Origin of the sequence: Intestinimonas sp. HCP28S3_D6 (genome assembly GCF_052065695.1) — a bacterium.
Lineage (GTDB): Bacteria > Bacillota > Clostridia > Oscillospirales > Oscillospiraceae > Intestinimonas.
Map to the genome: position 1 here is coordinate 1 of NZ_JBQHTM010000061.1, position 13,590 is coordinate 13,590.

Genomic DNA, 13,590 nt, shown 5'->3' on the forward strand with positions numbered 1-13,590 from the left:
ATACATGAACATGAAGCACTTGGAGGCGGCTCTGGACGACGCCTCTATTGCCGGTTGACTTCATTCAGCCGGAGCCTGCAAATAATTTTGCGCATAAATCTTGACGGCACCGACATCCCCTCGAAGCGCTGTTATTTTTGTAGAAAAGGCGGCAGCAGCTTGCGCCGCTCCCGCCTTAAAATATTTTTGCTCTATTTTGCACCACAATTTAGCGTTTACACAAAATTTGGGATTGACCCCCCGCCCTTTTTCCTTATCGCTCCTGTTCGTGCCGCTTGGTGCGGGTCTGCGTCTGCTCCGGCGGATACGGTCATCGAGCTGTTTCCGTAATGCCTCGCCTATACCCGGAAATTTCATTCTATAGCATAGAACAGGCATCCGTCTCAGCTTCTTCAGCTGGCAACGGATGCCTGTTCTCTTTATCATGATTCAGTTCGTTTGCCATTTCCCACGCCAGCCGAAAGCCGCAGACGAAACTATCTATGGAGCGTTCCTCTATCATCAGATTCTGGGCATCGATGATCCGCAGAATCAATCTCCGCTCCGGCTTGTCCAACCGCTCAATAAGCTGCCGGTGGCAGGTTTCCACTTCCCGTTCGGATTCCACCATAGGCAGAGGGGTATAAAATTTGTCGTACAGCAATCTCAGAGTCTCGTTCATGTGCCTCGCCTCCTTGTAGCAAAACACAATAGCACAGAAATACCATCATATCCAGCGTTAATGATCAAAATACCCCCTCTCGTATACTTTCTTGAAATACACTCCGAAGCAGATCCGTTACTCCCTGTGCCGCTTGAATGGTGGCAATCATCAGCAAATCACCATCTACCTCGGCCCAGTTGATATCATATCCAGCATTGCGAATCAGTTGTGCCAGGAAGGTTCTTTGCGTGCGGCCATTGCCCTCCCGGAAAGGATTCAGCATATTTGTGACACAGTAAAAATCCACGATTTCATCCACAAAGTCATGATGGGAGAGTCCTTTAAAACAGTCTCGCTCTTTCAGTCGCTGGAAAATCAGCTGCGCTTGGGTTTCAATTCTCTCTGCCCGGCAGAAACAAGTTGCCTTTTTACTAATATTCACTGCACGGACTTGTCCTGCCCAATCATACAACTCAGAAAAGAGAAAATGGTGAATCGCCTTGTAATGGGTAAAATCAAAAACGCCTTCCAGCGGGCAATACTCCAGCTTGGAGGCATTAATGTAGGTGATAAGGGCCTCCGCCTCATTCAGCGTAGCCTCATCCCGAATATTCAGCTTATTGACCAGCACCGTGGTGCCAGGATAACAGTCCTGGGAAACAGGCTCTAAACTGTATGCCATACTGAATCATCCTTCTGTCGGGACTTCAGAAAACGCTTCAGGCATTCCTCCATTGTGGCCTCGCCCCGCAGCACACGCTTACACTGTTCCCGCATTTCAGGGGTAACAGTATATCCCTCCATGCGGACGGATGCCTCCGCATTTTCCATGGATACAGTATAATCCTTTTCTTCGTTTTTGTACACAAAAATGCTCCTTATCCCTCGATAAGGAGCATTTTGGAGCTGGAAACGTGACTTGAACACGCGACCTGCTGATTACGAATCAGCTGCTCTACCGACTGAGCTATTCCAGCATACCTCTATGAGATCCCGGCTCCTCACCGTACTCTGTTTGTTCCTCGGCCAAAAATCGGCCCTTCCTAATTTACCACCCTTAGCCACAACCAGCGACCTTCTCATTACGAGTGAGATGCTCTGCCATTGAGCCACACTAGCCCGTCTGCAGCACCAGGACTGCAAACTGCTTTTGTTATGATACTATATCCGCCCCGGGTTGTCAAGCGAGTTTCGTACCGCCTGCTGCCCTTTCCAGCCCTTTACTGTGACTATACAAGAAGTATATCTCTTTTTGCCGACGGTCCCTTTCTCGTTATTTTCTTATTTTCCTATTTTTACCTATGTCTATAAAAAGTCCACATTCTCTTGTCTTTTTACGATGGACTTTTACTATTTCTTACTCTAGTTCTTCACATATAGTTTACATAAAGTTAGATTCATGAGATGTATTTACATCTAGTTATTCACACTTTGCACCGAGTTTTCCACCGATTGTTTTCCTGTTTATATCGGGAATCCTCGCACTTCTACACCTATTTTTCCACACTCCACACAGGATACTCTGGCGCCCAGGCCGTCTCTTTAATTTACATAATATATAATTTTGTTAAAAAATCCATAGCAAACACGTATGGGCATTTTCCCAGTTCTTATCCCTTTGCCGTGTCCAACAGGCATTTCTGTCGCCAGGCGCCGCTCTGCCAGCGGATAAGGAAGAGCACCGCCCGAATACACTCGTCTGCCGCCATGGCGGCCCACAGGCCGGCCAGGCCCCAGCCCAGCACCACGCCCAGGAAGAAGCTGCCGCCCACGCCGATCAGCCAGGCGTCAATGACGCAGATGACGGTGGGAAAGCGGATGTCGCCGCAGGCCTGTAGGGCCCGGCACATGACCATGTTCACCGCCCGCCCCAGCTCCAGTGGGATCTCAATGAGCATGATGGTACCGGCCAGGGCCAGAATCTGAGGGTCCTGAGTGAAGATGCTATACACCGGTCGGGCGGCCACGCACAGTAAGACTGAGAGGCCGCCGGAGACCAGCACCGCCCCCCGCAGGGTGGACATGACCTGACGGTGGGTGGCCTCCATCTCCCGGGCACCCATGAGCCGGGCCACCACCACCTGGCAGGCCTGGGAGAGGGCGGAGCCGAACATGTAGGTGACGTTGGCGAAGATCATGGCATAGACCCGGGTATTGACCACATAGGCGGCAAACTGGTTGCAGACGGCCTGGATGCAGATCTGGGAGCCGTTGTAGGAGAGAGACTCGCTGCCGGTGGGCAGTCCAATGCCCATGAGCTGAAGCATCTCCGCCTTGGGAAAGGGGTGCAGATGCCGTCTAGAGATCAGACCGGGGAAGCGCTGCCGGAATAGGCAGGCAATGACCACCACCCCCACAAAGCGGCTCAGTCCGCTGGAGAGGGCGGCACCTGCCACCCCCAGAGCGGGCAAGGGCCCCAGCCCGTTGATGAGAATATAGTTTCCGCCAATGTTCAGGCAATTCATGAAAATGGAGACCATCATAGTCTCCCGCATCATCTGGGCGCTGCGGAAAAAGGCGGTGAAGGTGAGGTAGACCGACTGAAAGACCATACCGGCGCCTATGATGCGCATGTAGAGGCAGGTCTCTTCAAAGATCAGCTCGTGGACCCCCATGAGCCGGAAGATGGGGCCGCAGCCCAAAATCAGCAGTAGACTCACCGCCAGGCCAAAAATCAGGTTCATCACCAGGGCCGCGGTACAGGTCCGGCCCACCCGTTTGGTGTCTCCGGCCCCCAGGTACTGTGACACCAGGATCATGGCGGCGGTGCACACCACCGAGAACACCAGCAGCAGCAGGTTGGTGATCTGGTTGGCGTTGCCGATGGCGCCCACCCCGTTGGGGTCCCGCCAACCCACCATGATCTGGTCGGCATTGCCCACCAGCATCTGGAGCAGCAGCTCCACAAAAATGGGCCAGGACAGGCTCAATACGTCTTGTTTCTTCTGTTTCATCGGTTTTCCTCTCTTCTGGACGCAGAACGGGAGCCCGGAGATCCCCCTTTGGCAGGGCGGGATCTTCGGGCTCCCATCTCAACGCGTCTCTGCGCCGCTGGGGCAGTTTTTAAGGCTCAGATATTGCCGAACTCCTCGTAGAAGCGGTCGTGGATGACCTGGACAGCGGTGTCGGCGTCGCACTTGTCCACCAGGACAGACACCTTGATCTCACTGGTGGAGATCATGTGGATGTTGATGCCGGCGTTGTAGAGGGCCTCAAACATGAGGGAGGCCACGCCGGGGTTGTTGATCATGCCGGCACCCACGATGGAGACCTTGGCAATCTCGTCGGTGACGTCGATATGGTCGAAGCCCAGCACGCTCTGCAGGTCGGTCATGACCTGCTTGGCCTTCTCCATATCGTCCAGGTCCACGGTGAAGCTGATGTCCTTAGTGTTGTTGCGGCCGATGGACTGGAGGATAATGTCCACATTGATCTTGTACTTCGCCAGGGCGGAGAACATCCGGAAGGCGGTGCCGGGCTTGTCGGGCAGGCCGACGAGGGCCAGGCGGGCAATATTTTTATCCTTGGCAATGCCGCTGACATAGGGCTTTTCCATGGTTTTCGCAACCTCCTTGACTTTTGTCCCGGGCTGGCCGGAGAAGCTGGAGAGAACCTCCAGATTCACGTTATACCGCTTCGCCATCTCCACGGAGCGGTTGTGCAGGACCTGGGCGCCCAGGGTCGCCAGCTCCAGCATCTCGTCATAGGTGATCTCGTCCAGCTTTCGGGCGCCCTTCACATGTCGGGGATCGGCGGTGTAGACACCGTCCACGTCGGTGTAGATCTGGCACAGGTCAGCATGAAGGGCGGCGGCCAGGGCCACTGCCGAGGTATCTGAACCGCCCCGGCCCAGGGTGGTGATGTCGCCGTACTTGTTGATGCCCTGGAAGCCGGTGATGATGACGATCTTCTTCTTGTCCAGCTCGGCCATGATTCGCTCGCTTCGGATGCTCTTGATCCGGGCGGCGCTGTAAACGGAGTTGGTCTTGAAGCCCGCCTGCCAGCCGGTGAGGGAGACCACCGGGTAGCCCATGCCCTCAATGGCCATGGCGCACAGGGCGCAGGAGATCTGCTCGCCGGTGGAGAGAAGCATGTCCATCTCCCGTTTGGATGCCTTGGGATTGATCTCACCGGCCTTGGCGATGAGATCGTCGGTGGTGTCGCCCTGAGCAGAGAGGACCACCACCAGGCTGTGTCCCCGGCGGTAGGTCTCTGTGATGATGCGGGCCACGTTGCGGATGCGGTCGGCATCCGCGACAGAGGACCCGCCGAATTTCTGTACAATGAGTGCCATGGTATATGTACCCCCTAAGCGTTTATGGGAAAGGGGAGCCTGCCAGGCTCCAAACCAGTCTATGCCCTCACTCCAGTACCCGGAACACCGACTGAGGCACCAGCGCTCCCAAAGCGCCGTCCAGCTGGGCGCGGGTCATGGGACTGGTGAGGAAGGCCACCTCATCGGCAGGCGCACCGGGGCGGGAGAGCAGGCTGGCACCGGGCACCGCCCGGGCGTCCTCCGCCGTACCCAGCGCCCGCACATACCAGCGGAAAGGCATCTTCTCAGGCCCGACCGCCACATCGTCACCGCCGGGACCCCACTCGATCCGCTTGCGGGACCGGATGTGCCGTGCGGCATCCATGACGTCGGCCACCACGGCGGAGGCGGTGGGCAGCTTACCGGCGCCCCGGCCGTAGAACATCACGTCGCCGATGGCGTCGCCCTTCACCATGATGGCGTTGAACACGTCCTCCACACCGGCCAGGGGTGCCTCGCCGTCCACCAGGTGGGGCGCCACATAGGCGCAGATTCTGCCGTCGTCCTGCTTGACCGCCCGGCCCAGCAACTTGATCTTCCGGTTGCAGGATTCAGCGTAAGCCACATCGGCCAGAGTCACACCGGAAATGCCCTCGGTAGGCACCTGCCGGGGATAGACGTGGCGGCCGAAGGCGATGGCGGCCAGGATGCAGATCTTCCGGCAGGCGTCGTGCCCTTCCACATCGGCGGTGGGGTCCTTTTCAGCGTAACCGTTGGCCTGGGCCTCCTTCAGCGCCGCCTCAAAGGTGAGGCCGGAGCGGATCATCCGGGTGAGGATATAGTTGGTGGTGCCGTTGAGGATGCCGCAGACCTCAGTGAGCTCGTTGGCCGCCAGGCACTGGGACAGGGGGCGTAGGATGGGGATACCGCCGCCCACGCTGGCCTCAAAGAGGTAGCTGACGCCCTTCTCCGCCGCCAGCTGCAAAAGCTCGTGGCCGTGTTCGGCCACCAGCTCCTTGTTGGAGGACACCACACTCTTCCCGGCCGTCAGAGCGCGGCGGGTAAAGTCCAGGGCCACCGTGGCCCCGCCGATGGTCTCCACCACGATGTCCACGGTGGGATCGTTTTCAATAATGGAAAAGTCGTGGACCACCTTATCCCCAAAGGGGCTGTCCGGGAAGTCCCGCACATCCAGGATGTACTTGAGCCGGACCGGCGTCTCTACCTTCTGGTCGATGTGGTCGGCGTTTTTGGCCAGCACCTCGGCCACACCGGAGCCAACGGTGCCAAACCCCAGGATCGCAACATTCACCATGTGATCTACTCTCCTCTGATTCAATTCCGGCGTTCGCGCCGGGCGGTGTCAGCCCGCTAGGATCTCACACTTCAGGACGCCCTTGAGTTCCGTGGTCCGGGTCAAAAGCTCCTCCACCGGGATCTGGAGCCCGGAGGTCTCCGCCCCAATGGTCACCAGTGCGCAGCCGCTTGTAGGAATACCCTGGTTGATGGTAAGAATATTCGCCCCTGATACGGCAAAACTATTGAGCACCGACGACAAAACGCCGGGCTCGTCCCGGAGCCGAACCTGGACGGTCACGATCCGGCCGTGGAGCATGTCGTTGAAGGGCCGGACCGCATCCTTATATTTATAAAAGGCGCTGCGGCTAATCCCGGTGATCCCGGTGGCCTGGTGGACGGTCTCAGCCTCACCGGTCTCCAGCAGCCGCTTGGTCTCCGCCACCTTACGAAAAATTTCCGGCAGGGCGGCGGCCTCCACGATGAAATATTTGGGCGGATTCGCCATGGCAATCTACTCCCCTATCCCCTCTGTGGCGCAGAGGTCTTCGTGTCTTTGTCACGCAGGCATTTGTCCGCATGTGGGATTTATTTTAGCACAGTAAACTGAGATGTGCAAGGGCGTTTCCTCATATACTTCCCACGATTTTTCCCTGTCAATGTCAGTCAAAAATCGTCGTTGTTACCATACCCGCCTCTGCTGCCTGTCTCCCGGAGACGGCCACCCGCCATGAAAGGAGGTCGCAATGGTCCCAAAGCCTCTTTATCGGTTCCTGCAAATAGGCGGTGCGTTCCTCCTCTGCGGCCTGCTTCTCTGGGTTTTTTCCAGACTGATGCTGACCTGGTTTTCGCCTTTTCTGGTCGGTTTTCTTCTGGCTGCCATGTTGGAACCCCTTGTCCGTTTTCTTACCCGCCGCCTACACCTGCCCCGCTGGGTGGCATCGGGGTTATCCACACTCCTTCTAGCCCTGTTCCTCAGCGGCGGACTTTTTCTACTCCTGTGGCGTCTGTGGCGTGAGTCGGAAAACCTGCTCCGGGACCTGCCCGGCCTCCTCGCTCCACTTTCCGCCGCCGGCAACCTGTCGGAGCATTGGAGCCTCCGCATTCTGACTGCGGCGCCGCCAGAGCTGCGCCCCCTGCTCCAAAACGGCCTGGCCTCCCTCTCCAAACAGGCCGCCGCCCTGCCCGCCCAACTCTCCGCTGCTGCTGCGGACCAGGTCGCCGCCGTTTTTGCCGCCCTCCCGCGGTGGGGACTTGGCCTCTTCACCACGGTGCTGGCCACCTATTTCTCCTCTGCCGGACGCCCCGCTCTGCTGGCCTTTCTCTGGCGCCAGGTGCCGGAGAGACGCCGTGAGGACGTCCGCACCGGCCTTCTCCACCTCCGGAATGCCGCCCTGGGCTGGCTCCGCGCCCAGGGCCTGCTCACCCTGCTCACCTTCTCCCTCCTCCTGGCCGGACTCTTTGCGCTGGGGGTGGAATCCCCCCTCCTTCCCGCCGCCGTCACCGCCCTCACCGACGCCCTGCCCGTACTGGGCGCCGGGCTGGTACTGGTCCCCTGGTCCGTGCTCACCGCCCTGTCCGGTGATCTGCCCATGGGGATAGGCCTTCTGGGCCTATGGGGTCTGGTGATGACCGCCCGCAGTCTGCTGGAACCCAAGCTGGTGGGACTCCACGCCGGTCTACCTCCTCTGGCCACCCTGCTTGCCATGTATGTGGGCTTCCATGCCCTGGGCGTGGCCGGAATGGTGCTCACCCCCCTGGCCCTGATGCTCACCAAGGCCCTTCATGACGCCGGACTCCTACACCTCTGGCGGGATTGACCCTGATTTATATTTTATCCACTTATCTGTCATTTTTTGCCGCTTTCTCTTGCACATCCGCTCTTGTTCGGCTATATTATAGATGGTTTTATTTACACATCGCCAGAGAGGATGTAGGAGTTTTGAATATCATCATTGTGGGCGACGGCAAGGTCGGCTATACCCTTGCGGAACTGCTCTCACAGGAAGACCATAATATCACCATCGTCGACAACAACAGCGAGGCTCTGCGGAAGGCCGACGACGCGCTGGACGTCATGTGCGTCAAGGGCAATGGCGCTTCCATCAGCGTACTACGGGAGGCAGGCGCTGAGCATGCCGACGTGCTCATCGCCGCCACCAGCCTGGATGAGGTCAATATGGTCTGCTGTCTCAACGCCAAGCACCTGGGCACCAGCTTCACCGTGGCCCGGGTCCGCAACGTGGAGTATACCGTGGACGTCAACGCCTTCAAGCGTGACATGGGTATCGACCTGCTCATCAATCCGGAGCGGGCCACCGCCGTGGAGATCGCCCGGCTGCTTCGCTTCCCCTCCGCCGCCAACATCGAGACTTTCTACCGTGGCCGGGTGGAGCTGATGAGCTTCCGGGCACGGGAGGGCGATTTCTTCCTGGGACAGCCCCTCTCCAATCTGTCTGACCGGGTCAAGGGCCTGCCCATCCTGTTCTGTGCCGCCGACCGCAACGGTCAGGTCATCATCCCCGACGGCTCCTTCGTGCCTCAGGCGGAAGACCGGATCTACCTCATTGGCGCCCCTGTGGGCGTCCACGAGTTTTTCAAACTCATCGGCCGGTATGCCTCTCACATCCGCAACGTCTTTGTGGTGGGCGGCGGCCGCATCAGCTACTATCTGGCCTCCATCCTGGAGCGCATGAACATGCGGGTAAAGATCGTGGAACTCAAGGAGGCCCGCTGCCGCCAGCTCTCCGAAGACCTTCCCCATAGCCTCATCATCATGGGCGACGGCACCGACCAGGAGCTGCTGGAGTCGGAGAACCTGGGCGAATCCGATGCCTTCGTGGCTCTCACCGACCGCGACGAGGACAACCTCATTATTTCCCTCTACGCCATGCAGCGTGAGGTCCCCAAGGTGGTGGCCAAGTGCAACCGCCAGAACTACACCGGCATCGTTCGCCATCTGGGGCTGGAGAGTGTCATCTCCCCCAAGCTCTTCACCGCCAACCAGATCCTTCAGATCGTCCGTGGCCGCCAGAACTCCAAGGGCAGCGTCATGAACACCCTCTACAAGATCGGTGACAGAGGCGCCGAGGCCATGGAGTTCGTGGTCAACCAGACTACCCGCCATCTGGGCACCCCCCTCAAGGACCTCCACCTCAAAAAGGGCATCCTGGTGGCCGTCATCATCCACCAGGGCCGCACCATCGTCCCCGAAGGTTCCTCCACCATTGAGATGGGGGACACCGTTATCATTATCTCCAGCGGACACGGTATTCTGGACATCAACGACATCTTTGATGACTCCCTGCTGGAGCGCCGGGGCGACAACTCCGAGGAAGACCTGCTGGACCGGGGGCTGGAGCTATGAATTTCAGACTCGTCTTTCGTCTGGCAGGCAAGACCCTGCTGGTAGAGGCAGCCAGCATGCTTCTGCCCCTGTGTGTGGCCCTCCTCTACCGGGAGGACCCCACCCCGTTCTTCTTCGGCATCGGCATCACCGCCGGCTTGGGCTTTCTCCTCTCCCTCCTGCGCTCCGACACCCGGTTCCACGCCCGGGAGGGCTTCTTCTCCGCCGGCCTGATCTGGGTGCTGGTGGGTCTCTGTGGCGCCATTCCCTTTTACGCCTGCGGCTATTTTGATTCCTTTGTTGACTGCTTCTTTGAATGCATCTCCGGTTTTACCACCACCGGCTCCTCCATCCTCCGGGCGGTGGAGGGCCTGCCCAAGGGCATCCTCTTCTGGCGCTCCTTTACTCACTGGCTGGGCGGTATGGGAATCCTGGTTCTGACCATTGCCCTCCTCCCCTCCCTGGGCGCCCGTACCCTCCATGTTATGAAGGCGGAGTCCCCCGGGCCCATTATCAGCAAGCTGGTCCCCCGCTCCTCCCAGACCTCCAAGATCCTCTACACCATCTACTTTGGGCTCACCGTCATCATGGTCCTCTGTCTCCTGTTGGCGGGAATGCCCCTCTATGACGCCCTGGTCAACTCCTTTGCCACCGCCGGTACCGGCGGCTTTTCCGTCCTGAACATCTCCATCGGCGGTTACCACAACGCAGTTTTTGAGGTCATCATCGGCATCTTCATGCTCCTCTTTTCGGCCAACTTTGCCCTCTATTTTCTCATTCTCTGCGGTAAGGTCAAGCAGGCCCTCCAGAGCGATGAGCTGCGCTTTTTCCTCATCGTGGTGGCACTCTCGGTGATCCTCATTTCCTTTAACATTAACAGCCTGTACCCCAGCTACCTCACATCTCTCCGCCACGCCTTCTTTCAGGTGTCCACCATCATCTCCACCACCGGCTTCTCCAGTGTGGACTTCGACCTGTGGCCGGAGTTCTCCCGGATGCTCCTGGTCCTTCTGATGCTGTGCGGCGCCTGCGCCGGCTCCACAGGCGGTGGCATGAAATGCTCCCGTATCCTCCTGCTCCTCAAGTGCGTGCGCCGGGAGATCCGCCAGATCCTCCATCCCCGCTCGGTGAGCGTGGTCAAGCTGGACGGCCGTGTGGTGGACGAGAAAGTGCTCCACACTGTCATGGTCTTCCTGGGCACCTATATGCTCATCGCCTTCTCTGCCATGCTGGTGGTGGCTTTGGACAACTTCTCCTTTGGCACCACCTTCACCGCCGTAGTGGCCTGCATCGGCAACATTGGCCCCGGTCTGGAGCAGGTGGGCCCTATGGGCAATTTTGCTGGCTTCTCCCCTATCTCCAAGATCGTCCTCTCCATGTGTATGATCATCGGACGCCTGGAGGTCTTCCCCATTCTGGTCCTCTTCAGCAAGAGCGCCTGGCAGCGGATCTGACCTCCCATTTAGACGGAAAGATTGCCATTTCTTGCATATGGTTTTTTTGACCAAAGGCAGGGCCGCCGAGCGTGTGCGGCCCTGTCTTTTCCTTTTCTTCCCTTTTGCTTTTTGTGCAAAGCATAAAATTTTTTTCTTGACAACACTGCGGCTTTTCCCTACTTCCGCCGCTCGTAAGTCTATTTTCTTTTCATTTGAAGGGGCACAATTTTCGTTTACTGTTTCCTTTTTCCATGTGATGGCAACAATGCACGGAAAGGCACAGAAAGGACATTTCATTTTCGTAGGAACTGTAAAAACTTCGTCAAGATGCTGAAATGACCGGGTGGAAATCTTGAAAATCCTCTTCAATCTGCTAAAATTATAGACAAGGAGCGCACGCGTCCCGGCGTGCGCATGCAAAAGGAGTGAGGAATTTTGAATTGGGAAAATTACTTCTGGGTTGGCATTGTGGGCGCCGTCCTGGCCATCCTCTTTGCCTATGTCCAGAGCCGGAAGGTCATGACCTTCTCGGAGGGCAATGACACCATGAAAAAGATTGCCGCCTCTATTCGTCAGGGCGCCAACGCCTATCTTCAGAGGCAGTACACCACTGTGGCCAAGGTCTTTGTGGTGGTTTTTGTGATCCTGCTCATCATCGCCTTTGGCTCCAACGGCGAGATGCTCTCCAAGTTCACCCCCTTCGCCTTCGTCACCGGCGGCATCTGGTCCATGCTGGCCGGCTTCGTGGGCATGAAGATCGCCACCAACTCCAACGCCCGTACCGCTCAGGCCGCTTCTGAGAGCCTGAACAAGGGCCTGCGGGTGGCCTTCTCCTCCGGCTCCGTCATGGGCTTCACCGTGGTTGGTCTGGGCATGCTGGATATCTCCATCTGGTATTTCCTGCTCCACTACGCCTTCGGCATCACCGATGCCTCCGCTCTGGCCAACATCATGGTCATGAACGGCATGGGCGCCTCCTTCATGGCCCTCTTCGCCCGTGTGGGCGGCGGTATCTACACCAAGGCCGCCGATGTGGGCGCCGACCTGGTGGGCAAGGTGGAGGCCGGCATCCCCGAGGATGACCCCCGTAACCCCGCTACCATCGCCGACAACGTGGGCGACAACGTGGGCGACGTGGCCGGCATGGGCGCCGACCTCTACGAGTCCTACGTGGGCTCCATCCTGGCTACCTTTGCCCTGTCCGCCGTGGCGGGCTACGGCTTCGCCGGCATGCTTCTGCCCATGCTCCTGGCTGTGGAGGGCATCATCTGCTCCATCATCGGCTCCTTCCTGGTCCGCACCAAGGAGGACGCCGACCAGAAGTCCCTGCTGAAGAGCCTGCGTACCGGCACCTACACCGCCGCCGTCCTGGCCGCCATCGTCGCCGCTCCCCTGACCTACATCGTGCTGGGCAACTGGGGCGTCTATGTGGCCATCCTGGCCGGCCTGATCGGCGGCTGCGCCATCGGCTACTTCACCGAGTACTACACCTCTGACACCTACAAGCCTACCCAGAAGCTGGCCGCCTCCTCCGAGACCGGCTCCGCCACCGTCATCATCGGCGGTATCTCCCTGGGCCTGAAGTCCACCGTGGCCTCCATCCTCATCGTGGCCGCCGCCGTTCTCATCAGCTACTTCGCTGCCGGCGGCTCCCTCACCGTGGTGGATAGCGCCGGCCTCTTCACCGACGGCTTCAACCGCGGCCTCTACGGCATCGGCATCGCCGGCGTGGGCATGCTCTCCACCCTGGGCATCACCCTGGCCACCGACGCCTACGGCCCCGTGGCCGACAACGCTGGTGGCATCGCCGAGATGAGCGGCCTCCCCGAGGAGGTCCGTGACCGCACCGACGCCCTGGACTCCCTAGGCAACACCACCGCCGCCACCGGCAAGGGCTTCGCCATCGGCTCCGCCTCCCTCACCGCTCTGGCCCTCCTGGTCTCCTATGTGGACATTGTCCAGACCAAGACCACCGAGGTCCTCAACTTCACCCTCACCAGCCCCACCGTGCTGGTCGGTATGTTCATCGGCGCCATGCTCACCTTCGTCTTCTCCGCCTTCACCATGAGCGCCGTGCAGACCGCCGCCCAGTCCATCGTGGTGGAGGTCCGCCGTCAGTTCCGGGAGATCGCCGGCATCATGGACGGCAAGGCTGACCCCGACTACGCCTCCTGCGTGGCTCTGTGCACCAAGGGCGCCCTCCACGAGATGGTTGTCCCCGCCCTGCTGGCCATCGTGGTGCCCATCCTCACTGGCCTCATCCTTGGCCCCACCGGCGTGGTGGGTCTGCTGGGCGGCGTCTCCGTCACCGGCTTCGCCATGGCCGTGTTCATGTCCAACGCCGGCGGCGCCTGGGACAACGCCAAGAAGTACATCGAGTCCGGCCACCACGGCGGCAAGGGCTCCGACTGCCACAAGGCCGCCGTTGTGGGCGACACCGTGGGCGATCCCTTCAAGGATACCTCCGGTCCTTCCCTCAACATTCTCATCAAGCTGTGCTCCACCGTTTCCATCGTGTTCTCCGGCCTCATCGTGGCCTTCAACCTGATGAACATTCTGTGAGCCAAATGAAAGTGGGCGCCCGCCCCCCCGGCGCGCCCATTTTGTTTCTTTT

At 58.9% G+C, this 13,590-nt stretch carries 12 protein-coding genes and 1 tRNA gene; 5 read left to right on the forward strand and 8 right to left on the reverse strand.

The features are described from left to right. A partial coding sequence (locus ACTNBK_RS15110) for a hypothetical protein (RefSeq protein ID WP_441147361.1) occupies positions 1–330 on the forward strand: 330 nt, incomplete at its 5' end. A 28-nt stretch (positions 331–358) separates the two neighbouring features. Here ACTNBK_RS15110 and ACTNBK_RS15115 read toward each other — a convergent pair. The 8 genes from ACTNBK_RS15115 to ACTNBK_RS15150 all read right to left on the reverse strand — a co-directional run bounded on the left by ACTNBK_RS15115 (position 359) and on the right by ACTNBK_RS15150 (position 6,702). Then, positions 359–661 carry a DUF6809 family protein gene (locus ACTNBK_RS15115; RefSeq protein ID WP_294515413.1) on the reverse strand — a complete coding sequence of 101 codons (303 nt, stop codon included), beginning with the start codon at positions 659–661 and terminating at the stop codon, positions 359–361. Between the two features lie 64 nt (positions 662–725). Then, positions 726–1,325 (reverse strand): Fic/DOC family protein, encoded by a 600-nt coding sequence (locus ACTNBK_RS15120; protein ID WP_294515411.1) that lies wholly within the window; start codon positions 1,323–1,325, stop codon positions 726–728. Beyond that, positions 1,310–1,474: an antitoxin VbhA family protein gene (locus ACTNBK_RS15125; RefSeq protein WP_294515415.1), complete on the reverse strand. Its 165-nt coding sequence runs from the start codon at positions 1,472–1,474 to the stop codon at positions 1,310–1,312. Before ACTNBK_RS15125 ends, ACTNBK_RS15120 begins: the two co-directional genes overlap by 16 nt. A gap of 70 nt (positions 1,475–1,544) precedes the next feature. Continuing rightward, positions 1,545–1,620, reverse strand: a tRNA-Thr gene (locus ACTNBK_RS15130). Positions 1,621–2,253: 633 nt separating this feature from the next. Then, positions 2,254–3,597, reverse strand: coding sequence for an MATE family efflux transporter (locus ACTNBK_RS15135; RefSeq protein ID WP_441147363.1), 1,344 nt, complete (start codon positions 3,595–3,597; stop codon positions 2,254–2,256). A 116-nt stretch (positions 3,598–3,713) separates the two neighbouring features. After that, on the reverse strand, positions 3,714–4,937 hold the full coding sequence (locus tag ACTNBK_RS15140; RefSeq protein ID WP_441147365.1) for an aspartate kinase: 1,224 nt from the start codon (positions 4,935–4,937) through the stop codon (positions 3,714–3,716). 67 nt (positions 4,938–5,004) lie between these two features. Beyond that, a complete protein-coding gene (locus ACTNBK_RS15145) occupies positions 5,005–6,213 on the reverse strand; it encodes a homoserine dehydrogenase (protein ID WP_441147367.1) in 1,209 nt (402 codons plus the stop codon). A gap of 48 nt (positions 6,214–6,261) precedes the next feature. Then, a complete protein-coding gene (locus ACTNBK_RS15150) occupies positions 6,262–6,702 on the reverse strand; it encodes an ACT domain-containing protein (protein WP_130850711.1) in 441 nt (146 codons plus the stop codon). 238 nt (positions 6,703–6,940) lie between these two features. On the opposite strand from ACTNBK_RS15150, the gene ytvI reads away from it, so the two are divergent. The 4 genes from ytvI to ACTNBK_RS15170 all read left to right on the forward strand — a co-directional run bounded on the left by ytvI (position 6,941) and on the right by ACTNBK_RS15170 (position 13,538). Further along, the gene (ytvI, locus tag ACTNBK_RS15155; protein WP_441147369.1) at positions 6,941–8,014 is read left to right on the forward strand and encodes a sporulation integral membrane protein YtvI; all 1,074 of its coding nucleotides are present in this window, start codon (positions 6,941–6,943) and stop codon (positions 8,012–8,014) included. A gap of 122 nt (positions 8,015–8,136) precedes the next feature. Beyond that, positions 8,137–9,561 carry a Trk system potassium transporter TrkA gene (gene trkA, locus ACTNBK_RS15160; RefSeq protein ID WP_441147371.1) on the forward strand — a complete coding sequence of 475 codons (1,425 nt, stop codon included), beginning with the start codon at positions 8,137–8,139 and terminating at the stop codon, positions 9,559–9,561. Then, positions 9,558–10,994 (forward strand): TrkH family potassium uptake protein, encoded by a 1,437-nt coding sequence (locus tag ACTNBK_RS15165; protein WP_441147373.1) that lies wholly within the window; start codon positions 9,558–9,560, stop codon positions 10,992–10,994. Before trkA ends, ACTNBK_RS15165 begins: the two co-directional genes overlap by 4 nt. Positions 10,995–11,411: 417 nt before the next feature. After that, positions 11,412–13,538, forward strand: a complete 2,127-nt coding sequence (locus tag ACTNBK_RS15170) for a sodium-translocating pyrophosphatase (protein ID WP_441147374.1) — start codon at positions 11,412–11,414, stop codon at positions 13,536–13,538. Positions 13,539–13,590: the final 52 nt, after the last annotated feature.

Bases quoted from the DNA above. Each gene is read 5' to 3' on its own strand.
- ACTNBK_RS15165 (WP_441147373.1), top strand. From the start codon at position 9,558: ATGAATTTCAGACTCGTCTTTCGTCTGGCAGGCAAGACCCTGCTGGTA.
- ACTNBK_RS15140 (WP_441147365.1), bottom strand. From the start codon at position 4,937: ATGGCACTCATTGTACAGAAATTCGGCGGGTCCTCTGTCGCGGATGCC.
- ACTNBK_RS15115 (WP_294515413.1), bottom strand. From the start codon at position 661: ATGAACGAGACTCTGAGATTGCTGTACGACAAATTTTATACCCCTCTG.
- ACTNBK_RS15120 (WP_294515411.1), bottom strand. From the start codon at position 1,325: ATGGCATACAGTTTAGAGCCTGTTTCCCAGGACTGTTATCCTGGCACC.
- ACTNBK_RS15125 (WP_294515415.1), bottom strand. From the start codon at position 1,474: ATGGAAAATGCGGAGGCATCCGTCCGCATGGAGGGATATACTGTTACC.
- ACTNBK_RS15145 (WP_441147367.1), bottom strand. From the start codon at position 6,213: ATGGTGAATGTTGCGATCCTGGGGTTTGGCACCGTTGGCTCCGGTGTG.
- ACTNBK_RS15135 (WP_441147363.1), bottom strand. From the start codon at position 3,597: ATGAAACAGAAGAAACAAGACGTATTGAGCCTGTCCTGGCCCATTTTT.
- ACTNBK_RS15150 (WP_130850711.1), bottom strand. From the start codon at position 6,702: ATGGCGAATCCGCCCAAATATTTCATCGTGGAGGCCGCCGCCCTGCCG.
- ytvI (WP_441147369.1), top strand. From the start codon at position 6,941: ATGGTCCCAAAGCCTCTTTATCGGTTCCTGCAAATAGGCGGTGCGTTC.